The organism is Erwinia sp. (assembly GCF_049696395.1).
GTDB lineage: Bacteria > Pseudomonadota > Gammaproteobacteria > Enterobacterales > Enterobacteriaceae > Erwinia.
This window is the reverse complement of the sequence record NZ_JBAVTT010000056.1, coordinates 1-24,220: the sequence shown is the minus strand read 5'-3', so window position 1 is coordinate 24,220 and position 24,220 is coordinate 1. Positions and strand designations below refer to the sequence as shown.

Sequence of the window (24,220 nt, the reverse complement as noted above, 5' to 3'; positions counted from 1 at the left end):
GCACGAAATGTGCATCCTCTGGGCTATCCATCAGAAAATAGTGTTGGACAACCAGGCGAAGAATGCGGTTATCTGTCTGGGTAGCGTCCCTGATTAGCGGCCCGGATCGATAATGACCCAGATAGATGATTACGACCTTAAGATACTGACTTTACTTGAAACTAATGGTCGTCTGACCAATCAGGAACTGAGTGATTTGGTGGGGCTCTCCGCCTCCCAGTGCTCGCGCCGCCGCATCAACCTTGAGCTGGCGGGTTTGATTCTGGGATACCACGCAAGGCTCTCGCCTGATGCGGTAGGTCTGGGGATGATTGGGCTGATTGAAGTGCGCCTGATTAACCACACTTCAGACTACGTTGAGAGCTTTCACAGTATGGTCTCTGAGCAGTCTGCAATCGTGGATGCTTATAAAACCACCGGCGATGCAGACTATTTATTGAAGGTTGCGGTAAAAGATCTGGCCGGGCTTAGCGCCTTAATCAGCCAGCTTGTTGCCGGCCATCAAAGCGTGTCACATGTGAAAACGTCCGTTGTGCTTACCCGTTTAAAAGAAAACGGCGTGATGACACCAGCCTGACGACAATGCGCACCAAATAAGTGCGTGCGCGGATCTAAATGGTGCATGCAAAGCGGATTTGATGCGTGAAGTGTGTGAAAAAAAGAATTCTAGTGCGTGATCTGACGGAGTAGCCCGCCTTTCATGCACGAAAATAAGTAGTAAAGCGCCTTGTATTCAATGGGATAATTCGCTGGCACCATCCGGCAGTCGTCTTTACTGCCGGATTGGTGCGATTTTTGCTGTATCCAGAGACAATTTCTCTGAGAACCAGCACCATGGACAATGTAGTCACCCCCACTAAAATCCCGCATACCTTGATTGAAGATGCGTTGGCGATCCTGTTTGGCACGCTGCTGGTCTCTTTCGGTGTGACGCTGTTGAAAACCGCAGGAGCCTTAACGGGCAGTACTGCCGGTATCGCCTTTCTGATCAGTTATCTGACGCATACTTCATTTGGCGTAGCCTTTTTCGTTATCAACCTGCCGTTCTACTGGCTGGCAGTACGCCGTATGGGCTGGGCATTCACCCTTAAAACCTTCTGCGCCGTTGGGCTGGTCTCTCTCTTCACCCATCTGCACCCGCTTTTCATTCACTTTTCCGCGTTGGATCCCTTTTACGCCACACTGTTCGGTAACGTGATAATGGGAATTGGGTTTATAGTGTTGTTTCGCCATAAAGCCAGCCTCGGCGGCATCAATATTCTGGCGTTATGGTTGCAGGATCGGTACGGTATTCGTGCCGGGAAGCTGCAAATGGGCGTGGACACCTGCGTGGTGCTTGCCTCTTTATTTGTGGTTTCACTGCCGATGCTGGCCGCGTCAATTGTTGGCGCAGTGATCCTCAATCTGATCATCGCCATGAACCATCGTCCTGGCCGCTATGACGTCTGATGAAGTAGATAATGAACAGCAGTGAAGCGCTGCCGGTCATGGCGGCGTCAGTCTGACCCAAACCAATTAATGGAGATCTGCACCGTGTTTCAAAACGTTGATGCCTACGCTGGCGATCCAATTCTCTCCCTGATGGAGACGTTCAAGCAGGATACCCGACCGCAAAAGGTGAACTTGAGCATCGGCCTGTATTATGACGGCCACGGTGTGATCCCTCAGCTGAAAGCCGTGGCAGAGGCGGAAGCCCGTCTGAATGCCCAGGCACAGAATGCCTCTGTTTACCTGCCGATGGATGGCCTGGCCCCTTACCGCAGCGCGATTGCTCCGTTGCTGTTCGGTCAGGATCACCCGGTGCTGAAAGCGGGCCGCATTGCCACCATTCAGACTGTGGGTGGCTCTGGTGCGTTGAAAGTCGGTGCAGACTTCCTGAAAGCCTACTTCCCTGGCTCTACTGTGTGCGTCAGCGATCCAACCTGGGACAACCATGTAGCGATCTTCGGCGGTGCCGGTTTCCAGGTCAGCACTTACCCGTGGTACGACGAACAGACTAACGGCGTGAAGTTCGACGAATTCATGGCCAAGCTGAACACGTTGCCGGCACAAACCATCGTGTTACTGCACCCTTGCTGCCATAACCCAACCGGTGCCGATCTGACTAACGCTCAGTGGGATCGGGTGACAGAAGTGCTGAAAGCCCGTGACCTGATCCCCTTCCTGGACATCGCCTATCAGGGCTTTGGTGCCGGAATGGAAGAAGATGCCTACGCCATTCGCGCTATCGCGGCGGCAGGGTTGCCAGCGCTGGTCAGCAACTCTTTCTCTAAGATCTTCTCGCTGTACGGTGAGCGTGTTGGCGGCCTGTCAGTAGTCTGTGACGATGCTGAAGAAGCCTCTCGCGTGCTGGGTCAGCTAAAAGCTACCGTTCGTCGTAACTACTCAAGCCCACCGAACTTTGGTGCTCAGGTGGTTTCCTGTGTGCTGAATGACGCTGAGCTGAAAGCCAGCTGGCTGGCCGAAGTGGAAGAGATGCGCGTGCGTATCTCCTTTATGCGCCAGGCGCTGGTGGAAGAGCTGAGCAAAGCGATGCCGGGGAAAAGTTTCGACTACCTGCTGAAGCAGCGTGGCATGTTCAGCTACACCGGTCTGAGCGCAAAGCAGGTTGACCGTCTGCGTGAAGAGTTTGGTGTTTATCTGATCGCCAGCGGCCGCATGTGTGTTGCCGGGCTGAACAGCAAAAACGTGCATCAGGTTGCTGAAGCCATGGCAGCAGTGATGTAAGGCTGAATTCACTTCAGCTGAATACGGCTCCTGCGGGAGCCGTATTGCATTATAAACCTTCTGAAACTGCAACCCGTCCGACGATTCCCGATCTTTTTCCCCTTTCGGGTTTACCTTTCCGCCACTTGCTGCACACTTAACAGGACTCATCTGGTTAAGGAACAAGAGAATGTGGTATCAGCAGACTATTACGTTAAGCCCTAAATCGCGCGGATTTCACCTGATTACCGAAGAGATTGTCGACGAGCTGCGGCGCTTAAGCGACGTGCAGGTTGGGCTGCTGCATTTGCTGTTGCAACATACTTCCGCTTCACTGACGCTGAATGAGAATTGCGACCCGACCGTGCGCAGCGATATGGAACAGCACTTTCTGCGGACGGTACCGGAGAAAGCGCCGTACGAGCACGACTATGAGGGGGCGGATGATATGCCCGCGCACATCAAGTCATCGCTGTTAGGGGCTTCATTAATGTTACCAGTCAGTCGTGGGCGGCTGGTACTTGGAACGTGGCAGGGCATCTGGCTCGGTGAACACCGCTTGCATGGCGGATCCCGCAGCATCGTTGCCACGCTGCAAGGAGAATAAAAAGATGAATGTATCGGATCTTCTTTCTTACTGTATGGACAAGCCAGGCGCAGAGCAAAGCGTGCACAGCGACTGGAAAGCGACTCAGATAAAAGTGGATGATGTGCTGTTTGCGCTGGTTCACGAAGTGGATGGACGGCCCGCCGTCGCCCTGAAAGCCACGCCAGCGCTGGCAGATTTACTGCGTGAGGAGCACACCGACGTGCGCCCAAGCGACCATCTTAACAAGTCGCACTGGAGCACCGTCCTGCTGGACGGAACGTTAAAGGATTCGCAGATTTATTATCTGGTGGATGCTTCTCTGCAAAAGGCGCTGGACACTCGCGGCGCGCACTAAGGCGAGGCAGTTGCTGACAGCCACTTAATTTGCGGAGCAAGGGACAACAAATTCTGTCCCTCTAAGGGACCGGCAAAACACGGCTGGCTTAAAAACAAAAAGGGCGGAATAAATTCCGCCCTTTTAACGTTATCAGACCGCTAAACACCGAGGTCTGTTTCGTTGTTCAGCCTTACTGGTTGCGCAAGGTATCAATGTCGATCACAAAGCGGTATTTCACATCGCTTTTCAGCATACGTTCATAGGCTTCGTTCACTTCGTCCATCTTGATCATCTCAATATCAGACGTAATGTTGTGCTTACCGCAGAAATCCAGCATCTCCTGAGTTTCTTTGATACCGCCGATCAGAGAACCGGCCAGGCTACGACGTTTGAAGACCATGTTAACCACCTGTGGCGCCGGGTGATCGTGTTCTGGCACGCCGACCAGCGTCATGGTGCCATCGCGGCGCAGCAGGGTGATGAACTGGTTCAGATCGTGCTGAGCAGCAACGGTATTCAGAATAAAGTCGAAGCTGTTGGTGTGCGCAGCCATCTGCTCAGGATCTTTAGAAATCACCACTTCATCAGCGCCCAGGCGCTTACCGTCTTCAATTTTAGAAGGAGAGGTGGTGAACAGCACAACGTGCGCGCCCATGGCATGAGCAATTTTCACGCCCATGTGGCCCAGACCGCCCAGACCCACGATACCGACTTTTTTACCCGGACCGACTTTCCAGTGATGCAGAGGAGAGAAGGTGGTGATACCAGCACACAGCAGCGGTGCCGCGCCAGCTGGGTCCAGGTTCTCAGGAATGCGCAGCACGAAGTCTTCGTTGACGATCACCTGGGTGGAATAGCCGCCGTACGTGATATCGCCAGAAATGCGGTCTTCGCCGTTATACGTCCCGGTGAAGCCGTTTTCGCAATACTGCTCCAGGTCTTCTTTACAGCTGTCGCACTCGCGGCAAGAGTCAACCAGACAGCCCACGCCGACTAAATCGCCAACTTTGTATTTGTGGGTGTGGCCGCCAACAGCGGTAACACGCCCCACGATTTCATGGCCAGGGACGACAGGAAAAATGGTGTTTTTCCACTCGTTGCGGGCCTGATGCAGATCCGAGTGGCAGACGCCACAGAACATAACTTCAATCTGGACATCGTGTTCACGCAGTTCGCGCGGCTGGAACTCAAACGGGGCCAGCTTTGATTTAGCGTCCTGTGCGGCATAGGCATGCGTAATATTCATGGTGTCTCCAGTCATTGAAAGTGTTTAGAACTTACTGCTTAGAGGATGTTCTGTCAGACAGTGCTGCCAGAATCGGTGTAGGGAACAGAGCCCATTAAGGATAGTTAGCTATCGGCAAAGGGGGTATGCCGGAATCTGTCTAAATCTTGCCTGATCCTGCATAAATTGCTCTGAAGCGACAAAAAGAGGGGAAAAAGTGCGCTAATTTATTGCAAAGTGTGGAGTTTATTTCTTCATGTAAATCACTTAAAACCGTCATCTGGCTGGCCGCAGAGCGCCAAAAAAGTCAGGGGCAGATAAATCCGCCCCTGACTCACTCTTTGCCAGAACTGGCCTGCATTGCCAGCTCATTTGTACCCTGAGCTGGCCGGCTGTTAATCCAGATTCAACAGCGGTTTCAGGAAGCGGGCCGTGTGCGACTCTTTGCACATTGCTACCGTTTCCGGCGTGCCGGAGGCCAGGATTTGCCCGCCGCCGCTGCCGCCTTCCGGACCCAAATCAACAATCCAGTCAGCGGTTTTGATCACATCAAGATTGTGCTCAATCACCACGATGGTGTTGCCCTGATCGCGCAGCTGATGCAGCACTTCCAGCAATTGCTGAATATCCGCAAAGTGCAAACCGGTGGTTGGCTCATCAAGGATGTACAGCGTTTGACCTGTGCCGCGTTTAGAAAGCTCTCTCGCCAGCTTAACGCGCTGAGCCTCACCGCCCGAAAGCGTGGTGGCAGACTGACCCAGACGGATATAAGACAGGCCTACGTCCATCAGCGTTTGCAGCTTGCGCGCCAGTGCAGGCACGGCATCAAAGAATTCACGGGCTTCTTCAATGGTCATTTCCAGCACTTCGTGGATATTTTTGCCTTTGTACTTCACTTCCAGCGTTTCACGGTTATAGCGTTTGCCTTTGCACTGGTCGCACGGCACGTAGATATCCGGTAAGAAGTGCATCTCTACCTTGATCACGCCGTCGCCCTGACAGGCTTCGCAGCGCCCACCACGAACGTTAAAGCTGAAACGCCCTGGCGTATAGCCGCGCGTACGAGATTCCGGCACGCCAGCAAACAGTTCACGAACCGGGGTGAAGATGCCGGTGTAGGTAGCCGGGTTAGAACGCGGTGTACGGCCGATTGGGCTCTGGTCGATATCGATCACTTTATCGAAGTTTTCCATGCCGGTAATATCACGATACGGTGCTGCTTCCGCGATGGTCGCGCCGTTAAGCTGGCGTTGGGCAATCGGGAACAGCGTATCGTTGATCAGCGTGGATTTGCCCGAACCGGACACACCAGTGATGCAGCTGAACAAGCCAACGGGCAGCGACAGCGTCACATCCTTCAGGTTGTTGCCCTTCGCGCCGGTAAGCTTCAGGACTTTGGCCGGATCGGCTTTCACTCGCTCCTTCGGAATGGCGATACCGCGCTTACCGCTAAGATACTGACCGGTAAGAGACGCTTCGACCGCCATAATGTCATCGACGGTGCCTTCAGCCACCACCTGGCCGCCATGCACACCGGCACCAGGGCCGATATCAATCACATGGTCTGCGGCGCGGATCGCATCTTCATCGTGCTCAACCACAATCACCGTGTTCCCGAGATCGCGCAGATGCACCAGCGTTTCCAGCAGGCGTTCATTATCGCGCTGATGCAGGCCGATTGACGGCTCATCCAGCACGTACATCACACCGACCAGACCAGCACCAATCTGGCTTGCCAGACGAATACGCTGCGCTTCACCACCGGACAATGTGTCAGCCGAACGCGACATAGAGAGGTAATTCAGACCAACGTTGACCAGGAACTTCAGGCGGTCACCAATCTCTTTCAGCACTTTTTCGGCAATCTGCGCACGCTGGCCGCTCAGCTTCATGTTCTGGAAGAACTCCATTGCATGGCCAATGCTCATGTCTGAAATGGTGGGCAGCGTGGTGTTTTCAACAAACACGTGGCGCGCTTCACGCTTCAGACGGGTGCCGTGGCAGCTGGTGCAGGAACGGTTGCTGATAAATTTCGCCAGATCTTCGCGTACGGCGGAAGATTCGGTCTCTTTATAGCGGCGTTCCATATTGTGCAGCACGCCTTCAAACGGATGGCGACGGACAGACGTGTCACCACGATCGTTGATGTACTTAAATTCGATGGTCTCTTTACCAGACCCGAACAGGATCACCTGGCGGGCATGATCTTCCAGTGAATCAAACGGTGCTTCGATATCGAACTTCAGATGCTCTGACAGGGAACGCAGCATCTGGAAGTAGTAGAAGTTACGGCGATCCCAGCCACGGATTGCGCCGCCAGCCAGAGACAGCTCAGGATTCTGTACCACACGGTCAGGATCGAAATATTGCTGTACGCCCAGGCCATCGCAGGTTGGGCACGCGCCGGCTGGGTTGTTAAAGGAGAACAGGCGAGGCTCCAGCTCGGACATGCTGTAGCCACAGACCGGACAGGCAAAGTTAGCGGAGAACACCAGTTCTTCAGCCTTCTCGTCATCCATATCCGCTACTACAGCGGTGCCGCCAGAGAGCTCCAGCGCCGTTTCGAACGACTCTGCCAGCCTTTGTTTTAGATCTTCACGCACCTTGAAGCGATCGACTACCACTTCAATGGTGTGTTTCTTTTGCAGTTCCAGCTTCGGAGGATCCGAAAGATCGCACACTTCCCCATCAATGCGGGCGCGGATATACCCCTGCGAAGCGAGGTTTTCCAGCGTTTTGAGGTGCTCACCTTTGCGCTCTTTCACGATCGGGGCCAGCAGCATCAGCCGGCGGCCTTCAGGCTGGGCCAGCACGTTATCCACCATCTGGCTAACGGTCTGTGCCGCTAGCGGAACATCATGATCCGGGCAGCGAGGCTCGCCCACGCGGGCAAACAGCAGGCGCAGGTAGTCATGAATTTCTGTGATGGTGCCCACGGTGGATCGCGGGTTATGTGAGGTGGATTTCTGCTCGATCGAGATGGCTGGCGACAACCCTTCGATATGATCGACATCCGGCTTCTCCATCAGGGAGAGAAACTGGCGCGCATAGGCAGACAGGGATTCTACATAGCGGCGTTGCCCCTCGGCGTACAGCGTATCAAACGCCAGCGAGGACTTACCGGAACCTGACAAGCCGGTGACAACGATCAGTTTGTCGCGCGGGATGGTCAGGTTGATATTTTTCAAATTATGGGTGCGTGCACCCCGTACTTCGATCTTATCCATTCACAATTCCCGGATTAACACAGATCTCACCATGCCGGTCCGGCATGGCCAGAATTAAGCCTGTTATTATGGCACAAAATAACCTGAGTGGATATCCAGTGTTTTGCCACAAGAGCACAGCAGGATCCAGAGGCTGCCTGCGGCCTGACCGTAAAAATTTACGATCCTGCTCAGGCCACAATCTGCAACGGTGCAAGCTTGATAAAGCCCTTCGCGATGCGGATCTGAAAGTAGGATCTAAGGGAGTGGCATGTTAGAATTTCCGGCTTAGACTTAAAGCAGAACAATTATCGGAGACTCGAACATGGCCAGCAGAGGCGTAAACAAAGTGATCCTGGTGGGCAACCTGGGTCAAGATCCGGAAGTCCGCTACATGCCAAATGGCGGCGCCGTTGCCAACATCACGCTGGCCACGTCCGAAAGCTGGCGTGACAAGCAAACCGGCGAAACCAAAGAAAAAACCGAATGGCACCGTGTTGTGCTGTTTGGCAAACTGGCAGAAGTCGCGGCAGAGTACCTGCGTAAAGGTTCTCAGGTGTATATCGAAGGCGCATTGCAGACCCGTAAATGGACTGACCAGGCTGGCGTTGAGAAGTACACCACCGAAGTTGTCGTCAACGTTGGCGGCACTATGCAGATGCTGGGTGGACGTCAGGGCGGCGGTGCAGGCGCACCGGCTGGCGGCGGTCAGGGTGGTCAGGGCAGCAACAACGGCTGGGGCCAGCCACAGCAGCCTCAGGGCGGCGGCAATCAGTTCAGTGGCGGCCAGCAGGCTCGTCCGGCGGCTCAGCCACAGCAGAACAGCGCACCGGCTAACAACGAGCCACCAATGGACTTCGACGACGATATCCCCTTCTGATCCCGCTTTCAGAACGTTGTTGAACCCCGCTAAAAACCCCGCTCAGGCGGGGTTTTTTAATGCCTGCGATAAAGGCCAAAAAGTGTTTGTTACCGGTTTTATCGCTCACTATTTTCATCCTCATCCTCATCCTCATCCTCATCCTCTCTTATTAATTCGCAAACCCCGGCCAACGTAGTGGTCATCGCGGCGGGTGAAGATCGGATGCAAACGTCACGCGAATCAGAGGTGCTGCGCGATAACATTCACGGTGCAGCGCTGGAAGTGATTGAAGACTCCGGACATATGCTGCCGCTGGAGCAACCAAAAGCGCTGGCAGCTGTGATAACTCGTTGGCTTGCGGCGCACCCGGTATAAACAGTTACTAAAAATAACGCAGATAATCGCTCAAATACTGTCGCGAAAGGGTAAATTAGCGGAGCATTTTGGCATTCCGGGTAGAGATGGCATTAGATGAAAAGATGGTTACTGGCGCCAGTTATGGCGCTGTTGGCTTGGCAGGGCGCTGCGGCAGAAAATCGGAACGATCCTGAAGCGGTCAGCCAGAGTTTTTACAGTTGGTATCTTACGGCACTCAGCAAAGATGAGAGTCCGATTGATGAGCACGATCCGCTGCTCACTACCTTTGTGACCCCAAAGCTGCTGAACAAAATCAATGTGCTGATAAAAAGTCCGGATGGGATGGATGATGATTTCTTCCTGCAGGATCAGGACTACAGCGATTCCTGGGTGGATCACGTAAGCGTAGGGCGTTTTACCCTGAACGGTGTTTCTGCCTCTGGCGACGTCACGTTGGGTAACGATCCTGACGACCAGCAGCTGCTGCTGGTCACGCTGCACAAAGAGGATTCAGGCTGGAAAATCGACGACGTTGAAAAAGAAGAGAACAAGCAGCCCTGACAGCTCAGGGCCGATCCTGGCTTATTTCAGGCAATGACCTGCCTGAATTGCTCATGCAACGTATCCAGCAGGTCGTAACGTTTGCGGTATTCAGAACGCTTTTTACTGGCGATCTCTTCCAACGGCTTTCTTGGGAAGCTAAGCGGCACCGAGAACAGTTTGCTGCCGGATGGCTGGGCATTCAGCGTTTCCCAGAACTCGTTATAACTGGCATGGAACAGGCTGCGTTTCTTTAACCGGTAGCGCAGGCTGCGGAAAATATGGCCGTTATCGCTAACCGCTTCAATTTTTGCCACGCCGGTAGCCGAGCAGATCAGCGTCAGTGTTTCCATCAACAAGCGTTTTGGGAACAAGCCGTAACAGGCTTTGGTTGCTTCGCGGATCAGCTCATGCGGCGTATCGCGATGCGCACCCTGAATGCCGCCAATTATCGCCACCTTCTCGCCTTCAACCGTGGCGACGGCAAACGTCAGCATCGCCAACTGCACGCCCTCCCGGCGAAACAGCAAGTTCACTTCACCTTCTCTTTCACAACGACCTGTACAAGCCAGCGTGACGCTAAAAGCTTCGCCATTTTTACCGGTAAAGCTCACCAGCTCCAGACCCTGTTGGCTCAGCATTGCCTGGCGTAAGCGCAGGGAAGGGAGCTGCTTCACATAATGATAGTGGCTGATGATGGCGTTGGCTCGTGCGGCCATTGTCATACCGTTATAAAGGTAAGGGCGGTGGATCTTACTCGGCAGCGTGTGTTGAATCGGCAGGATCTCCCGCATTACCGGCTCTTCCGTGATCGCCGCGAGGATCTTCCTGGTGGCCGAAGGCCAGGCCAGCGAGCGGAACAGATATTTAATGCGATACTCAGGGTCGTACCACAACTTGCCCGGCTTATATTTTCCGGAGATCAGAGACAGAAAAAGGGTCAGGCTATTTTCCTGATGAGGAACGAGTGTGGTATCGGTCATGGTCGGCATTCCAGAGGGGTAAAATGACAGTCAACCATGCTGACGCTCAACGTTTCGTAAACATCTCTGGGCCCACCAGGACTTCTCTGGTTCGGTTGAAGAGGTGTTTAATTTCACCCGTACTTAAGGCAAATCTCAGCGATTCGCTGCCGGATTGGATCGCACAGAGTAAAAGCCGTAAGCTCTTTTTTTTGACCAAATGCAGGTTTTCTATGTTTGCAGGCGTGTTGTTTGCTGTGGCCGCAGGGATGATGTGGGGCTTAATATTTGTTGGGCCGCTGCTGGTGCCCGATTATCCTGGGGCGTTGCAGTCCGTTGGGCGATACCTGGCTTTCGGGCTTATTGCCCTGCCGCTGGCCTGGCGTGACTGGAAACGCCTGCGCCAACTGTCGCGTGGCGACTGGACCGAAGCGCTGAAACTGTCGCTGGTGGGCAACCTTCTTTATTACACCTTTCTGGCAAATGCCATTCAACGCACCGGGGCGCCAGTCTCGACGATGATCATCGGCACGCTGCCGGTGGTGATTTCTGTCAGCGCTAACCTTCTTTATGGTCAGCATGAAGGACGTCTGGCCTGGCGCAAGCTTACGCCCGCCCTGCTGTTAATCGCTGCCGGATTGATGTTGGTGAACGTTGCCGAATTGCAGGGAAGTGAACAGCAGATCGATGTCTGGCGCTACGTCAGTGGCATTGTTCTGGCGTTGATGGCTATGATTTGTTGGACCTGGTATCCGTTACGTAACGCCCGCTGGCTTCGCGAGCATCCGCACAGAAAAGCCACAACCTGGGCAACGGCGCAGGGTATTGCCACACTGCCGCTGGCTATCGTCGGTTATCTGTTGGTGAGTGTGCAGTTGCATCTGACCCAACCCTCCTTTTCACTGCCGTTTGGCCCTCGCCCGGACGTCTTTATCCCGTTGATGATTGCCATTGGTTTGCTTTGTTCGTGGCTGGGCGCACTGTGCTGGAATGAAGCCAGCCAGCGGCTGCCAACGGTGCTGGTGGGCCCGCTGATAGTCTTCGAGATACTGGCTGGCCTGGCTTATACCTTTATAATCCGCCAAAGCTGGCCTCCGCTTCTGACCTTGTCTGGCATCGCCTGTTTGATCGCTGGGGTTATCGTTGCCACCAGGATTAAACCGGAGCCGGCGATCGCTGAAGTCATTGTCGGCAAATGATTTAACCTCCCTCACCCCGTCAAATCATCCTCGAAAACCTTCTTTCTGGGCTGGCCGTAAAGCCGGCCCTTATTATGTCGATTCTGTGATCAAAGCCCTGTTTTTAGGACAATGCCGCAGACCGGAAAGCGGCTTCAGCGCACTCTTTTCCCTGGCACAGACTCTAATTGTTCCGCTATAAGAATAATCGCTAATGAGAATAGCCCGCTTTTTTAGACAGTGTACGGGGGCTACTTAATGGCAAAGGGCGGTTTTTTGAGACGGTTTTTATAAACTCAAACCACCCTTAACTCAAATTATCAGCTCTCGGAAACGACAGTCTTGGGGTCGGGAAGGGCTAAACACATTAGAAATTCCGTAATTATGATTTCTTTGGCTGCTGCTTCAGAAGGGTTTTAGGTCTTAAGCTTAAGTGTTACTACAGGGTTGCTGACGGAATGACTGGCCCTGAACCAGGCGAATGCTCCATCACACCGTGATTTAAGCCAAATCGGTTAGTAGCATAACAGATGCACTTTTACCAAAAAGATGAAAATCATGAACCATTGTTAAAGAGAGAATGTTAACGGAATTTGAAGGTGGCTGGGTGTTTTTTAACCCATCGGTTAGAAGGGTTAATGTCAGGAAAGGCGCATTTATCTTTGGGTACAAAGATAAATGCGCTCAGAAGGGATTGAAACAGATGGGTTTTTAGCTGGTGGTGAATAAAGATACAGCCTAACAGGGGACAATCCAGACAATTAACTCATCAAGAAAACACGTCTCCATAAAAACGAACCGTACTTTTCAATTAGCAATGGGAATATTTTATTTTGGTCCTGCAGGTAATATACAAATGTGCTGTAGATCTCAATTACTGGTTTTCAATGTTGTACGGGTAATGATAGACACTACGACTAATATCCAGCAGGCGGCAGCTACGGCGTGTCCCGATATCAAAGGTATCCTGCAGGTAATTAACTGCCTGACGCTTGTCGTTGGTAGTAAAGAAGTTTTTCAGTACGCTTTGCAGCATTTCTTTGTCGGAGTTAAGCGTTTGCAGCTCGCGCTCCATGTTGTGTACTTTTTCCTCCAGGTCTTTGATTTTACGACCTTCTTCTGAAGATAATCCGGCAAATTTCTTCTTCCAGCTATAGAAGGTAGCCTCAGAGATCCCCAGTTCGTCACAGATCTCTTTCACCTTTACCCCGCATTCAGATGCTTTAATGGCACTGGTGATTTGCTCTTCTGTATATCGTGACTTTCTCATAAATGCTCTTCCCTTTCTTAACAATAATACGATGAGATTGACTGCAACAATTAGTGGATCTGATTATTCCAAAAATCTGAGCAGTGTCGATAAGTGCGCGATTTGAATGGCAGGGATTAAGTTAAGTGATTATGAAGAAATATCATCATGGGATTTCTCCTATTTTATTTCTAAACCCCTTAGTTAGCTTTCGATATGCAGGTTTTTGATATAAATTCGTCACATGAAATCTTCTGGGCCAGCGAGTGATTCAGAATACTCCAGCATGTGTAACCTGAAATTTGTGCCATGATAATTAGCGCCAAAAAGTGACTTGTGAAAAGGTTTACATAAATTTAAGCGCGTAAATACTCAGACTATTTTCAGTGATCAAAGCGTTGAAACAAAAAAATGCATTCACTGAGAGCGGATTAGGAATTGTCCGCTTTAAAAGAATTAGGTCCATTTTTTCGCCAGGTATATCGAGCGTGTAAAATTTCCGTTTTCGACATGGACGTGCCGAGTTATTGCAAATAAGTGATTAGTTTTACAAAGGATGCTTCGATGAAACACCGCGCAATGTCAAACGCCATCTGGATGATGTCGGAAAAAGTCGTTTCCGTATTTGGAGTGATATTTGTCACTTCCTATGTTGCAAAATCCTTTGGCCCCTCAGTATTTGGGCAAATAGCATTTTCTGCTTCACTTTTTTCAATTGTTCAGACTATCGCTATTTTCGGTACTGAAACCATTTTGTTTAAAAGTATCAGCAAAAATGTGCCTAAAGGGATAAGGCTGATGGCTGTGACCCAACAGCTACGCATGGTGTTGTTGTTATTACTGTCCTTGCCGGTATTAATTTACGTCTGGCTGGAGATGCGGGAAAATTTTTTGGTTTTTGCGGTCGCTTCGTTCCTGTCGGCAATGTTTGTCACGCAGGATATCTTCAGCGTGTACAACAATGCCCGGTTAGAGTCGCGGATGAATACGGTGGCCAATGCCACGGGAATGGTCATCAGTTTTGGCATCAGTTTTTTGGTTGCCTGGTTCAAGCTGAGTCCTTTACTGCTTTCGCTCTCCATCGTGTCCGTCACTCTGGTGCCGTACATGATCAAGCGCAGCCGATTCCACCAGGCGAATACCCTCAGCTCGCCGCCTAAGCGCAAGCACAGAAGCTATTTGCGCTACCTGTTACACGCGGGATTACCGCTGGCAATCTCCAGTGTATTCATCTCGATACAGGTAAAACTGGCACAATTTTTCCTGGTAGGCGTGGGCTCAGCGCATGAGCTGGGGCTGTTTACCGCCGCCAATACTATTTCTGCTTCCTGGATTTTTATCCCGGTAGCGATCATAACATCCTGTTTTTCTGAGATCTTCAGGGAGCGTGCGGATGTGGCAGTAAAACTGGCCGCAAGGCTGAATGGCTATGTAATGGCAGTTTCCTTTTTGATGCTTCTTATCGTCGCGCTGTTTGGCGAAAAGATCATCATTACCCTTTATGGGCATGACTACACACAATCGGGAAATCTCGTTACGTTATTGTCGTTAGCAACCTGCTTTTCGGCAATGGGAACAGTAGCTTACCGCTACATGGTGAAGGAAGGTGGTTTTAATTACCTGCTGGTCAAGATCGTTGTCCTGATGGTAATTAGCGTGGCAACCAACTGGTTCTTTATCCGTTTCTGGGGGTTAACAGGCGCAGCCTGGAGTGTTCTGATCACCGAACTGCTTTCCCTGACCGTAATGAATTATTTCTTTAAGAATGCCGTCATTCTTAAAATACAGCTTTCCTCACTTAACTACAAAACATACAAATGAGGTAAAAAATGTTAAAACTCAAAGCAGAATTGAGAAAAGGCGTCTTATACCTGCTCAAGAAAATGCCGTGGTCCTATCAGGACCGAGTTTACTATTTTCACACTTTTAAGCGGTTACCTAACATTCGCCAGCCAAAACTTTTTAATGAGAAAATTCTGTATCGCAAATTCGTCACTGGCGACTATGTTCGTTATGGGAATCTTTCGGATAAAGTTTTAGTGCGTGACTACATAGCAAAAACAATTGGTGAAGAGTATTTAATTCCTCTGTTGCATGAGACGGACGATCCGATTTCATTGCTGGGACTTAAATCTCTAAAAAATACCGTTATTAAGCCTAATCACGGCTCTGGTATGGTAGAAATATTGCTTGAAGAACCGGACTGCATTCAGAAGCAGCTGTTGATACGTCGTTGTGAAGAGTGGTTGCGCCGTGATTTCTCGCATCAGTCCCGCGAGATTCATTATCGCTACATCAAACCGCGTATTCTGGTGGAAGAATATGTGGGTGACGGCAAGTTAGCCGCCATCGACTATAAATTCCATATGTTCAACAAGAAAGATGGCAACTTTGAGTACGTGCTGCAGATTATCTACAACCGCTGTGGTAACTCACCGCTGTCGATGAACTTCTACGTCAACAATCTGGAGCACTGTTTCTACAAGATCCGTGACACCGGTCTGGATATCAGTGGTGATATGGAAACCTTGCAGAGGGCGCTGGAGCTGAGCAAAAAATTGGCCAGTGACTTCGACTACGTTCGCGTTGACTGGTACATCAGTGAAGGGCAAATCTACTTCGGCGAGCTGACCTTTACGCCAGGTGCCGGGATGGTGACAGGGCTGGATATGGGACTGGATAAGATGATGGGTGATATGTGGCTGCAGGAACACAAAGCGGCAGTATTACCAGAAACCTCAGGAAGCGGGACTCCGTTGCCGGTGGCTTTTAAGAAGTTCTGAAAGACCCGAATACAACAACGAGCCGTTTTCTCTTTGAGAAAACGGCTCGTGTGTTTTCAGGGCATAGGATAATCCGTTGGCGTGTGGCTCATCACGTCCACGAACACATCTTTGGTGATGTGCCAGAAGTTATGCAGGTTATCCATGCTCAGAGTGATCCCTAACAGCCCGGTGACGAACCAGCATGACATACCAATCCCTACGCCGGTGAAGACAAAGGCGATGCCTTTATGGCTGGCCTGACGGCACTTCACGTTAAAGGTGCTGGCAATAAACATCATTACTGCACTAACCAGTTCCCATCTCATCAATACCAGGCTAGCGGTTAAGGTACCCATATCTGTTCAAACTCCGAGAATGACTGCCCTGACAAGAGGCTATGGCATCACCGGTTCAAACGAAAAGTTGCCAGGTTGCTTTTCATTTGAACTGACATAACAGGTCACAGAAGTGTGATGACGGTCACATTATATCACTCGATTTTAAAATTTGAACAAAATTTGGGCCTGGTATGGTAGTTTTTTGTTAGCGATAAAAATAGCCTTTTATTTACTGATATTTACCGACGCTATTCCAAAATATAAGGAATAATTCCTATAGCGTAAAAGTGAAAACCGTCTACTGCCCCTTATCCCATCACCTCTTTCTTTGCGGGGCTGAAATTTATCGGCATCCGTGATCTTTTTTATTATTGATATAAGCTAGTTAGCCTTATTTTGAGACGATTAATGCCAATAATTGTCATTCTAAATGATTAGCTGAGTCGTCCAGTCCCGGCTTTGATTTTTTTCGGGACTCCTGGAAATGCAGCAAAAACAGCCGCTTGATATCGCCAGCCATTCCAGGTTTCGGGCAATACTTAACGCTTTCTTAGGCTTCCCCGTTCTTAACTTAAGTCAAATTCTCTCTTTGGGATGAATCTGACCTGCTAAAAGTTGTACAACCCGTCAATGCTATGTAGGATTTTTCAGGATAAAAAATCCTTATAACTCATTCCCTTCCATTTTTACGGGGCGGAGTTTTCTACACCTGAAAAAAAGCTCCCCGGATATTCGCTAAAGCGAAATGAGGTAATGGAGCAATAAAAAAAATAAAGGAGCCTTTGTGTTTTCCACTGGCTATTTGAGGCTACAAGGCCTGTTACACCCCCAGAGAACCCCTCTTGCACTCTGCATTATGTTGGGCTGTGTTTCCGAGGCTCAGGCCGGCTCTGCGGCTTATGACAAGATGATCACCCACGCCGGGGCGGGCAACAGCTCGCTGGTGTTGATTGGCTGGGTCACAGTACTTTTGTGGAAGTGCGCCGTGCATAAGGCTAATTCACCGCCGATACGGCGAGGGAGGAAGCATGTCCAGTGAACCTTTAGCTGGCACAGCGACTAAACGCTCTGCCACAAAGCCGTTGCCGACGCTTCGCAAAAGTCTGCAACGCATTCACCTGGTGATTATCGTGGTGTCGTTGATGTTCAGCGGCATCTCGCTGTCAGTGTTGTCGATGTTTGCCCTGCGGAGTTATGCAGAAAACAATCTTCAACTGGTAGCGACTACTCTCGGCTACAGCGTTCAGCCCGCTGTACTGGCTGGCGATGCTGCTACGGCCAACGATATCGTCCGCCAAATTGGGGCGAAGGCGGAGTTCGGCCACGCCAGAATTGTCGATGCCAATAATAAGGTGTTGGTTAACTGGACTTCACCTGGCGCCGTACACCCTGAAGGGGCAGGGGAGCTGGTGACACACTGGCTGTTTCAGCAGCCAGCAAAAGTGCCGATCGTGCATGGCGGTAAGGTGATAGGTCAGGTCTGGCTAAGCGGCGATGCCAGCCGGGTGATGCACTATCTCAGCCAGGCGTTGAAATGGTTGAGCGGCAGCATGCTGGTGGCGGCGTTGCTGGCCTTCTGGCTTACGCACCGGATGCACGCGGGGATCTTAACCGGGCTGCAAAATATTGCCTCGGTCGCGCACGATGTTCGCAGACGCCGGGCATTCTCGCTGCGGGTGCCTTCCTCTTCAATTGCGGAGCTGAATAAGCTGAGCGGCGATTTCAACAGTCTGCTGGATGAACTGTCTGACTGGCAGAACCGCCTGCAGCGTGAAAACGATTCGCTGGCGTATCAGGCATTGCATGATGGGCTGACTGGTTTGCCGAACCGCAAAGCCTTCGAACGGGCGTTACAAAAACTGATGAACAACCCACAAACCTGCGATCAGGTGGCGGTGCTGTTTATCGATGGCGATCGCTTCAAAGAAGTTAACGATACGTACGGTCACGCAGCAGGGGACAATGTCCTGGCGGAGACTGCACAACGTTTGCGAGGCAGGCTGAGGAAAGAGGATTTAGTCGCTCGTCTGGGCGGTGATGAATTCGCGGTATTGCTAACAGGGATCGAGAACGGTGAGCAGGCTGCCAGAGTGGCTGAAAATGTCATCGAAGCGATGCGTGAACCTATCAGATTGGCTGGCGGCAAGACCGTGGCTCAATCGCTGAGTATCGGCGTGGCGCTGGCAAAAAATCATGCCACGGGCGAGGCGATGATTGCTCAGGCCGATGCGGCGATGTACCACATCAAAGAGCTGGGCGGCGGCTGGTACTTCTCCCCTTCATTCTGGGGGCAGGATCCGCAAGCCGCGCCGCAGCTTCGTAACCGGGTTTAGTTGCAGGCTGGGCAGTTACTGTCCTGCTGCACTTTGCCATAGGCCGCGCTGGCAAAGTCGCTGCAGTCGAAGCTGTAACCTACCTGGCGGGTCAGCGACTGGCGGCGCATGGTATGACGATAGGCGGTTGGCGTCTGTGAGAACTGACGGCGGAACACGCGGGAGAACGTCTGCTGCGAGTCGTAACCATACTGCATAGCAATATCAAACACCGGGCGCTGCGTCTGACGCAGCGCTTCGGCCGCCAGCGTCAGACGACGCTCACGAATGTAGCCGCCAAGCGTTTGTTTGGTCACGGTGCGAAACATCCGCTGCAAATGCCACTTCGAATAGCCCGATTTCGCGGCCACCTCATCAATCGACAGCGTTTTATCCAGGTTGGTTTCAATCCAGTCGGTAAGGGTGTGGATGATGTCGTCATGCATACTTTTCTTCTCCCTGGCGGAACATTTCGGGTCGTCTTCTCAATGGCTGCTGAGTATAATTCCTCAAGTTAACTTGAGGTAAAGAGCTAAATGAAAAAAAGTCGCCACTGTCCTAACAAGCGAGAACTGACGCCAGGTGACGTCGCCCTGCGCTGCGGTGTGGCCGTCTCTGCGCTGCATTTCTATGAAAGCAAAGGTTTAATCAGCAGCTTCCGCAATGCCGGAAACCAACGGCGCTATCACCGCGATGTGCTGCGCCGGGTGGCTATTGTCAAAATTGCTCAGCGCATCGGCATTCCGCTGGCGACGATTGGCGACCACTTAATGCAGCTTCCGGCAGGAAACCGCATGTCACCGAAAGAGTGGAAGGTGCTGACTGAGAAATGGCGTGAAGAGCTGGATCGCCGGATCGAAACCCTGACCAGGCTGCGTGACGATCTGGACGGTTGCATTGGTTGCGGCTGTTTGTCGATGCAGGATTGTCCGTTGCGTAACCCGAACGATCAGTTAAGCGAGCGTGGCACCGGGGCGATCCTGCTGGAGTCTGAGCGGGAGTGAGCCACTTCAGCTCTTTTCAGAGTGTCTATACTGATAATTCCCCGTTTAACACAAGGTTAGAACATGATTACCGTTCACCACCTGAATAATTCCCGATCGCAGCGTGTGCTCTGGATGCTGGAAGAGCTGGAAGTGCCTTATCAGATCAAACGCTATCAGCGTGAGGGCACCATGCTGGCCCCTGAAGCGCTGAAAAAAGTGCATCCTTTGGGGAAATCCCCGGTGATCACCGACGAAAATCGCGTGGTTGCGGAATCTGGCGCGATCCTTGAGTACCTGAGCGAGCGTTATGACGCAGAAAACAGGCTGAAACTAACTGATGAAGAAGCCCGCTTGCAGTCTCGTTACTGGCTGCACTATGCCGAAGGGTCGTTAATGCCACTGCTGGTGATGAAGCTGATCTTCAGCCGGATGGGGAAACCGCCGGTTCCCTGGCTGCTGCGTCCCATTGGCAATGCTTTTGGCAAAGGTGTGCAGAAGGGCTATCTGGATAAACAGCTGGCGACCCACCGCGAGTTTATAGAACAGCATCTTGCCAGCAACGAGTGGTTTGCAGGGCCGCACTTTAGCATTGCAGACGTACAGATGAGCTTCCCGATTCAGGCTCTGAGCGCGCGCGGTGGCGCAGCAAACTCCCCGGCAATACAGGCCTGGCTGACGAAAGTCCAAAATCGTGCAGCCTGGCAGCGAGCCCTGCAACAGGGCGGTGAAGTAAAGCTCGACTGAATAGATTTCTCCCTGAAATGCCCCTGCGTTTCAGGGCCACCCCCCTGAGCTGTATCCATAAGAAATTGCTATTACGACGCCGCATAACGGATGGGTAGAGTCTCCTCTGATTGCGGCGAGGTGTGGATCGCCAGAGTCAAACTCATGGTTTGTGCAAATATAGGTGCGAACAGCAGTTGAAAATGCACTATTAAACGCTGGATAATCGTTTGCCTTTAAAATAGTGCGGCTTAATGCGTGACGCAGTAAACGTTTGCCTTTTTTCCGACCGTTGCCCCGGTAGTGGGTTTTCGCGGTCTGTGAACAGTGCGTCCTGGGATGGTGAAACGTCGAATCAGTCAGCTTCATGCGTCATGCATCAATAACTCATAAGAAATCTCAGGGGATTTTTCACTATGTCGACTCCTTCTCATCAGCCCGGCGGTTCGCTGGACAGCTGGTTTAAAATTTCTGCGCGCGGCAGTTCTGTTCGTCAGGAAATTCTGGCGGGCTTAACCACCTTCCTTGCCATGGTCTATTCGGTGATCGTTGTGCCGTCGATGCTGGGCAAAGCCGGTTTTCCTCCTACGGCGGTCTTCGTCTCTACCTGTCTGGTGGCAGGCTTCGGATCGTTGATCATGGGCCTGTGGGCCAATCTGCCGATGGCCATTGGTTGTGCTATCTCTCTGACTGCTTTTACCGCTTTCAGCCTGGTGCTGGGACAACACATCAGCGTGCCTGTGGCGTTGGGTGCGGTATTCCTGATGGGTGTGCTGTTCACCGTCATCTCTGCAACCGGTATCCGTTCGTGGATCCTGCGTAACCTGCCGATGGGCGTTGCTCACGGGACTGGCGTAGGTATAGGTCTGTTCCTGCTGCTGATCGCGGCTGACGGTGTTGGCCTGGTGGTGAAAAACCCTGCGCCTGGTTTGCCAGTCGCGCTGGGTGATTTCGCATCCTTCCCGGTGATGATGTCGTTATTGGGTCTGGCCGCAATTTTCGGTCTGGAAAAATTGCGCGTACCGGGCGGCATTCTGCTGACTGTGATCGCCATTTCCATTCTGGGGCTGATTTTTGATCCAGCGGTGAAATATCAGGGGCTGTTTGCCATGCCAAGCCTGAGCGATGCCAACGGTAACTCGCTGGTGTTCAGCCTGGACATTCTGGGCGCGTTGAAACCTGCGGTTCTGCCCAGCGTACTGGCGCTGGTGATGACGGCGGTCTTCGATGCTACCGGCACCATCCGTGCGGTGGCAGGGCAGGCTAACCTGCTGGATAAAGACAATCAGATCATCAACGGCGGTAAGGCACTGACTACCGACTCCGTGAGCAGCATCTTTGCTGGTCTGGTAGGCGCATCGCCTGCTGCGGTGTATATCGAATCTGCGGCCGGCACGGCAGCGGGTGGGAAAACCGGTCTGACAGCGATTGTCGTGGGCTTGCTGTTCCTGGTGATCCTGTTCCTTTCTCCGCTGGCTTATCTGGTTCCGGGTTACGCAACGGCACCTGCACTGATGTATGTTGGCCTGCTGATGTTGAGCAATGTTTCAAAAATCGATTTTGACGATTTTGTTGATGCAATGTCAGGTTTGCTGGCGGCGGTCTTCATCGTGCTGACCTGTAACATCGTTACCGGCATCATGTTAGGTTTCGGTTCGCTGGTGATTGGCCGCATTTTTGCTGGTGAATGGCGTAAGCTGAACGCAGGCACGGTCATCATCGCGGTGGCGCTGGTGGCTTTCTATGCTGGCGGTTGGGCCATCTAAAAAGTCTGGGGCTGCCAGGCGGCCCCTGATTTTTCCTGGTTATCTGAATTATTCCCCCAATAACGCACTCCAGGTTTTAAATCCCTTCCTGTTTTTGTTTTACTATTCCCCAAGGTCGATCGTTCCGACTGGTGTTGTTGTATTTTTCAGGAAGACAGATAAGGGAAACATGGAAATCTTCTTTACCATCCTCATTTTGACGCTGATGGTGTCGCTCTCAGGCGTCGCTGCCCGCATCATTCCGTTTCAAATCCCTCTGCCGCTGGTGCAGATTGCCATGGGCGCTTTGCTGGCCTGGCCGACGTTTGGCTTACATGTCGACTTCGATCCCGAGCTGTTTCTGGTGCTGTTTATCCCGCCGCTGCTGTTTGCGGATGGCTGGAAAACCCCAACCAGTGAGTTTCTGAACCACGGTCGTGAAATTATCGGGCTGGCGCTGGTGCTGGTCCTGATCACCGTGGTGGGAATTGGCTATCTGATTTACTGGCTGGTGCCGGGCATTCCGTTACTGGCTGCGTTTGCGCTTGCGGCGGTGTTGTCACCAACCGATGCCGTGGCCTTGTCCGGCATTGTCGGGGAAGGGCGTATCCCGAAAAAGATTATGGCGATTTTGCAGGGCGAGGCGCTGATGAACGATGCGTCTGGCCTGGTCTCTCTGAAGTTTGCCGTCGCGGTTGCGATGGGCACCATGGTGTTCACCGTCTCCGGAGCCACCATCGAGTTCCTGAAAGTGGCGATTGGTGGTCTGCTGGCGGGTATCGCTATCTGCTGGCTGTATGGTAAATCGTTACGCCTGGTAAGCCGCTGGAGCGGAGATGACCCGGCGACACAAACCGTACTGCTGTTGCTGCTGCCGTTTGCTTCTTACCTGATTGCCGAGCATATCGGTGTGTCTGGTATCCTGGCGGCGGTAGCGGCGGGGATGACCATCTCGCGTTCTGGCATTATCCGCCAGGCACCGCTGGCGATGCGCCTGCGTGCTAACAGCGTCTGGCAGATGCTGGAGTTTGTGTTTAACGGCATGGTGTTCCTGATGTTGGGCCTGCAGTTGCCGGACATTCTGACCAACTCGATGAACATGGCTGAAGCCGATCCTAACGTAGATTTCTGGATGCTGGCCTTGTCGGTGGTGCTGATTTACGCCGCGCTGATGATCGTTCGCTTCAGCTGGCTGTGGTCGATGCAGCAGATCAGCAAGCGCTTGTTGAAGAAGAAGCCGATGGAGTTCACCAGTTACTCGCTGCGTGAGCTGCTGATTGCTTCTTTTGCGGGTGTCCGAGGGGCGATAACTCTGGCCGGTGTGCTGTCGATTCCGCTGTTCCTGACCAATGGCGATGCCTTCCCGGCGCGTTATGAGCTGGTCTTCCTGGCGACGGGCGTGATCCTGTTCTCGCTGCTGGTGGGCGTGGTTCTGTTGCCGCTGCTGCTGCGTGGTATTGAAGGCATGGATAAAACGGCCCATCGCCATGAAGTGCAGATGGCACGCGCGGTGATGGCAGGGACAGCAATTGAAAGCCTGCGCAAGATGGAAGAGCGTCTGGCCGCCGACACGGACGAGAACATCGATACAGATCTGGTGAAAGAGGTCAGTGCCCGCGTTACCAGCAACCTGCGCCGCCGCGTAGAGGGCAAAGAAGATTTGGAGCGTGCGCTGTACGCCGAGAATCTCGAACGCCGCTTCCGCCTGACCGCCTTACGAGCAGAGCGAGGCGAGCTGTATCACCTGCGCGCCACGCAGAAAATCAGTAATGAAACCATGCAGAAGTTACTGCACGATCTCGATCTGCTGGAAGCGCTGCTGATAGAGAAAGAAGAGTAAGTTGTCTGAAGGGGCTGGCGGCAGGTCAGGATGAGATTTTTGCTGCCGGATCGTAAGGTGTCTTAGCGGTCTGGTGGCAGGTCAGGGATGAGATTTTTGCTGCTGGATCGTAAGTTGCCTGAAGGGTCTGGTGGCAGGTCCAGATGGGATTTTTGCTGCTGGATCGTAAGTTGTCTGAAGGGTCTGGCGGCAGGTCAGGGAGAGAAGGTTGAACACAAAGACGCCGTGAATCCTCCCTGGAGGCTTAGCTGCGACGTCCATGTCGCAGATACTTTGCTTATCAACCTTCTCTCCCTTCCC

The 24,220-nt window shown here is 52.2% G+C and carries 23 protein-coding genes; 16 read left to right on the top strand and 7 right to left on the bottom strand.

Translation table 11 applies throughout. The annotated features are described in order from the left end of the window. The first annotated feature begins 112 nt into the window (after nucleotides 1-112). From WCC56_RS07815 to WCC56_RS07795, 5 genes are all read left to right on the top strand, one after another. Nucleotides 113-577 carry an Lrp/AsnC family transcriptional regulator gene (locus tag WCC56_RS07815; RefSeq protein WP_424691833.1) on the top strand — a complete coding sequence of 155 codons (465 nt, stop codon included), beginning with the start codon at nucleotides 113-115 and terminating at the stop codon, nucleotides 575-577. A 257-nt stretch (nucleotides 578-834) separates the two neighbouring features. After that, nucleotides 835-1,449 (top strand): YitT family protein, encoded by a 615-nt coding sequence (locus WCC56_RS07810; RefSeq protein ID WP_424691832.1) that lies wholly within the window; start codon nucleotides 835-837, stop codon nucleotides 1,447-1,449. A gap of 84 nt (nucleotides 1,450-1,533) precedes the next feature. Beyond that, nucleotides 1,534-2,727, top strand: a complete 1,194-nt coding sequence (locus WCC56_RS07805; RefSeq protein WP_424691831.1) for an amino acid aminotransferase — start codon at nucleotides 1,534-1,536, stop codon at nucleotides 2,725-2,727. A 169-nt stretch (nucleotides 2,728-2,896) separates the two neighbouring features. Beyond that, nucleotides 2,897-3,313 carry a secondary thiamine-phosphate synthase enzyme YjbQ gene (locus WCC56_RS07800; RefSeq protein ID WP_424691830.1) on the top strand — a complete coding sequence of 139 codons (417 nt, stop codon included), beginning with the start codon at nucleotides 2,897-2,899 and terminating at the stop codon, nucleotides 3,311-3,313. Between the two features lie 4 nt (nucleotides 3,314-3,317). Next, nucleotides 3,318-3,650 (top strand): MmcQ/YjbR family DNA-binding protein, encoded by a 333-nt coding sequence (locus tag WCC56_RS07795; RefSeq protein WP_424691829.1) that lies wholly within the window; start codon nucleotides 3,318-3,320, stop codon nucleotides 3,648-3,650. A 172-nt stretch (nucleotides 3,651-3,822) separates the two neighbouring features. On the opposite strand, the gene WCC56_RS07790 is transcribed toward WCC56_RS07795, so the two are convergent. Both WCC56_RS07790 and uvrA read right to left on the bottom strand, forming a co-directional pair. Then, a complete protein-coding gene (locus tag WCC56_RS07790) occupies nucleotides 3,823-4,878 on the bottom strand; it encodes an NAD(P)-dependent alcohol dehydrogenase (RefSeq protein WP_424691828.1) in 1,056 nt (351 codons plus the stop codon). A 374-nt stretch (nucleotides 4,879-5,252) separates the two neighbouring features. After that, entirely contained in the window at nucleotides 5,253-8,084 is a 2,832-nt protein-coding gene (gene uvrA, locus WCC56_RS07785) for an excinuclease ABC subunit UvrA (RefSeq protein ID WP_424691827.1), read from the bottom strand. Nucleotides 8,085-8,388: 304 nt separating this feature from the next. Between uvrA and WCC56_RS07780 the strand changes: the two genes are divergently transcribed. The 3 genes from WCC56_RS07780 (at nucleotide 8,389) to WCC56_RS07770 (ending at nucleotide 9,843) form a co-directional block, all read left to right on the top strand. After that, a complete protein-coding gene (locus WCC56_RS07780) occupies nucleotides 8,389-8,943 on the top strand; it encodes a single-stranded DNA-binding protein (protein ID WP_424691826.1) in 555 nt (184 codons plus the stop codon). A gap of 204 nt (nucleotides 8,944-9,147) precedes the next feature. Beyond that, nucleotides 9,148-9,300, top strand: coding sequence for an alpha/beta fold hydrolase (locus tag WCC56_RS07775; RefSeq protein ID WP_424691825.1), 153 nt, complete (start codon nucleotides 9,148-9,150; stop codon nucleotides 9,298-9,300). Nucleotides 9,301-9,396: 96 nt separating this feature from the next. After that, nucleotides 9,397-9,843, top strand: coding sequence for a DUF3828 domain-containing protein (locus WCC56_RS07770; RefSeq protein WP_424691824.1), 447 nt, complete (start codon nucleotides 9,397-9,399; stop codon nucleotides 9,841-9,843). A gap of 26 nt (nucleotides 9,844-9,869) precedes the next feature. Here WCC56_RS07770 and WCC56_RS07765 read toward each other — a convergent pair whose 3' ends face one another. Continuing rightward, nucleotides 9,870-10,805, bottom strand: a complete 936-nt coding sequence (locus WCC56_RS07765; RefSeq protein ID WP_424691823.1) for a VirK/YbjX family protein — start codon at nucleotides 10,803-10,805, stop codon at nucleotides 9,870-9,872. A gap of 212 nt (nucleotides 10,806-11,017) precedes the next feature. Between WCC56_RS07765 and WCC56_RS07760 the strand changes: the two genes are divergently transcribed. Further along, a complete protein-coding gene (locus WCC56_RS07760; protein WP_424691822.1) occupies nucleotides 11,018-11,983 on the top strand; it encodes a DMT family transporter in 966 nt (321 codons plus the stop codon). Between the two features lie 853 nt (nucleotides 11,984-12,836). On the opposite strand, the gene WCC56_RS07755 is transcribed toward WCC56_RS07760, so the two are convergent. Then, nucleotides 12,837-13,232: a transposase gene (locus WCC56_RS07755; RefSeq protein WP_424691821.1), complete on the bottom strand. Its 396-nt coding sequence runs from the start codon at nucleotides 13,230-13,232 to the stop codon at nucleotides 12,837-12,839. Nucleotides 13,233-13,775: 543 nt separating this feature from the next. On the opposite strand from WCC56_RS07755, the gene WCC56_RS07750 reads away from it, so the two are divergent. Together WCC56_RS07750 and WCC56_RS07745 are read left to right on the top strand one after the other, a co-directional pair. Then, complete coding sequence (locus tag WCC56_RS07750; protein ID WP_424691842.1) at nucleotides 13,776-15,032, top strand: polysaccharide biosynthesis C-terminal domain-containing protein; 1,257 nt, start codon at nucleotides 13,776-13,778, stop codon at nucleotides 15,030-15,032. 8 nt (nucleotides 15,033-15,040) lie between these two features. Continuing rightward, complete coding sequence (locus WCC56_RS07745) at nucleotides 15,041-15,994, top strand: ATP-grasp fold amidoligase family protein (protein WP_424691820.1); 954 nt, start codon at nucleotides 15,041-15,043, stop codon at nucleotides 15,992-15,994. A 56-nt stretch (nucleotides 15,995-16,050) separates the two neighbouring features. Here the strand turns inward: WCC56_RS07745 and WCC56_RS07740 are convergent, their stop codons facing one another. Next, nucleotides 16,051-16,332 carry a YjcB family protein gene (locus WCC56_RS07740; RefSeq protein WP_424691819.1) on the bottom strand — a complete coding sequence of 94 codons (282 nt, stop codon included), beginning with the start codon at nucleotides 16,330-16,332 and terminating at the stop codon, nucleotides 16,051-16,053. A gap of 1,010 nt (nucleotides 16,333-17,342) precedes the next feature. Here WCC56_RS07740 and WCC56_RS07735 point away from each other — a divergent pair. Next, nucleotides 17,343-18,647 (top strand): diguanylate cyclase domain-containing protein, encoded by a 1,305-nt coding sequence (locus WCC56_RS07735; RefSeq protein WP_424691818.1) that lies wholly within the window; start codon nucleotides 17,343-17,345, stop codon nucleotides 18,645-18,647. On the opposite strand, the gene soxS is transcribed toward WCC56_RS07735, so the two are convergent. Continuing rightward, a complete protein-coding gene (soxS, locus tag WCC56_RS07730; protein WP_424691817.1) occupies nucleotides 18,644-19,072 on the bottom strand; it encodes a superoxide response transcriptional regulator SoxS in 429 nt (142 codons plus the stop codon). The two genes, WCC56_RS07735 and soxS, sit on opposite strands and share 4 nt — an antisense overlap. Before the next feature lie 90 nt (nucleotides 19,073-19,162). On the opposite strand from soxS, the gene soxR reads away from it, so the two are divergent. The 4 genes from soxR (at nucleotide 19,163) to WCC56_RS07710 (ending at nucleotide 23,920) form a co-directional block, all read left to right on the top strand. Then, nucleotides 19,163-19,630, top strand: a complete 468-nt coding sequence (gene soxR, locus WCC56_RS07725) for a redox-sensitive transcriptional activator SoxR (protein WP_424691816.1) — start codon at nucleotides 19,163-19,165, stop codon at nucleotides 19,628-19,630. A 63-nt stretch (nucleotides 19,631-19,693) separates the two neighbouring features. Next, nucleotides 19,694-20,356, top strand: coding sequence for a glutathione S-transferase family protein (locus WCC56_RS07720; RefSeq protein ID WP_424691815.1), 663 nt, complete (start codon nucleotides 19,694-19,696; stop codon nucleotides 20,354-20,356). A 395-nt stretch (nucleotides 20,357-20,751) separates the two neighbouring features. Then, nucleotides 20,752-22,101 (top strand): NCS2 family permease, encoded by a 1,350-nt coding sequence (locus WCC56_RS07715; RefSeq protein ID WP_424691814.1) that lies wholly within the window; start codon nucleotides 20,752-20,754, stop codon nucleotides 22,099-22,101. Nucleotides 22,102-22,270: 169 nt separating this feature from the next. Beyond that, nucleotides 22,271-23,920 carry a Na+/H+ antiporter gene (locus WCC56_RS07710; RefSeq protein WP_424691813.1) on the top strand — a complete coding sequence of 550 codons (1,650 nt, stop codon included), beginning with the start codon at nucleotides 22,271-22,273 and terminating at the stop codon, nucleotides 23,918-23,920. An 81-nt stretch (nucleotides 23,921-24,001) separates the two neighbouring features. Here WCC56_RS07710 and WCC56_RS07705 read toward each other — a convergent pair. Beyond that, a partial coding sequence (locus WCC56_RS07705; RefSeq protein WP_424691812.1) for a hypothetical protein occupies nucleotides 24,002-24,220 on the bottom strand: 219 nt, incomplete at its 5' end.

Coding starts and splice junctions, on each gene's coding strand:
- WCC56_RS07715 (WP_424691814.1), top strand. CDS start 20,752: ATGTCGACTCCTTCTCATCAGCCCGGCGGTTCGCTGGACAGCTGGTTT.
- soxS (WP_424691817.1), bottom strand. CDS start 19,072: ATGCATGACGACATCATCCACACCCTTACCGACTGGATTGAAACCAAC.
- WCC56_RS07765 (WP_424691823.1), bottom strand. CDS start 10,805: ATGACCGATACCACACTCGTTCCTCATCAGGAAAATAGCCTGACCCTT.
- WCC56_RS07770 (WP_424691824.1), top strand. CDS start 9,397: ATGAAAAGATGGTTACTGGCGCCAGTTATGGCGCTGTTGGCTTGGCAG.
- WCC56_RS07735 (WP_424691818.1), top strand. CDS start 17,343: ATGTCCAGTGAACCTTTAGCTGGCACAGCGACTAAACGCTCTGCCACA.
- WCC56_RS07710 (WP_424691813.1), top strand. CDS start 22,271: ATGGAAATCTTCTTTACCATCCTCATTTTGACGCTGATGGTGTCGCTC.
- WCC56_RS07780 (WP_424691826.1), top strand. CDS start 8,389: ATGGCCAGCAGAGGCGTAAACAAAGTGATCCTGGTGGGCAACCTGGGT.
- WCC56_RS07720 (WP_424691815.1), top strand. CDS start 19,694: ATGATTACCGTTCACCACCTGAATAATTCCCGATCGCAGCGTGTGCTC.
- WCC56_RS07795 (WP_424691829.1), top strand. CDS start 3,318: ATGAATGTATCGGATCTTCTTTCTTACTGTATGGACAAGCCAGGCGCA.
- WCC56_RS07775 (WP_424691825.1), top strand. CDS start 9,148: ATGCAAACGTCACGCGAATCAGAGGTGCTGCGCGATAACATTCACGGT.
- WCC56_RS07755 (WP_424691821.1), bottom strand. CDS start 13,232: ATGAGAAAGTCACGATATACAGAAGAGCAAATCACCAGTGCCATTAAA.
- WCC56_RS07750 (WP_424691842.1), top strand. CDS start 13,776: ATGAAACACCGCGCAATGTCAAACGCCATCTGGATGATGTCGGAAAAA.
- WCC56_RS07810 (WP_424691832.1), top strand. CDS start 835: ATGGACAATGTAGTCACCCCCACTAAAATCCCGCATACCTTGATTGAA.
- WCC56_RS07815 (WP_424691833.1), top strand. CDS start 113: ATGACCCAGATAGATGATTACGACCTTAAGATACTGACTTTACTTGAA.
- WCC56_RS07745 (WP_424691820.1), top strand. CDS start 15,041: ATGTTAAAACTCAAAGCAGAATTGAGAAAAGGCGTCTTATACCTGCTC.
- WCC56_RS07760 (WP_424691822.1), top strand. CDS start 11,018: ATGTTTGCAGGCGTGTTGTTTGCTGTGGCCGCAGGGATGATGTGGGGC.
- WCC56_RS07740 (WP_424691819.1), bottom strand. CDS start 16,332: ATGGGTACCTTAACCGCTAGCCTGGTATTGATGAGATGGGAACTGGTT.
- soxR (WP_424691816.1), top strand. CDS start 19,163: ATGAAAAAAAGTCGCCACTGTCCTAACAAGCGAGAACTGACGCCAGGT.
- WCC56_RS07790 (WP_424691828.1), bottom strand. CDS start 4,878: ATGAATATTACGCATGCCTATGCCGCACAGGACGCTAAATCAAAGCTG.
- uvrA (WP_424691827.1), bottom strand. CDS start 8,084: ATGGATAAGATCGAAGTACGGGGTGCACGCACCCATAATTTGAAAAAT.
- WCC56_RS07800 (WP_424691830.1), top strand. CDS start 2,897: ATGTGGTATCAGCAGACTATTACGTTAAGCCCTAAATCGCGCGGATTT.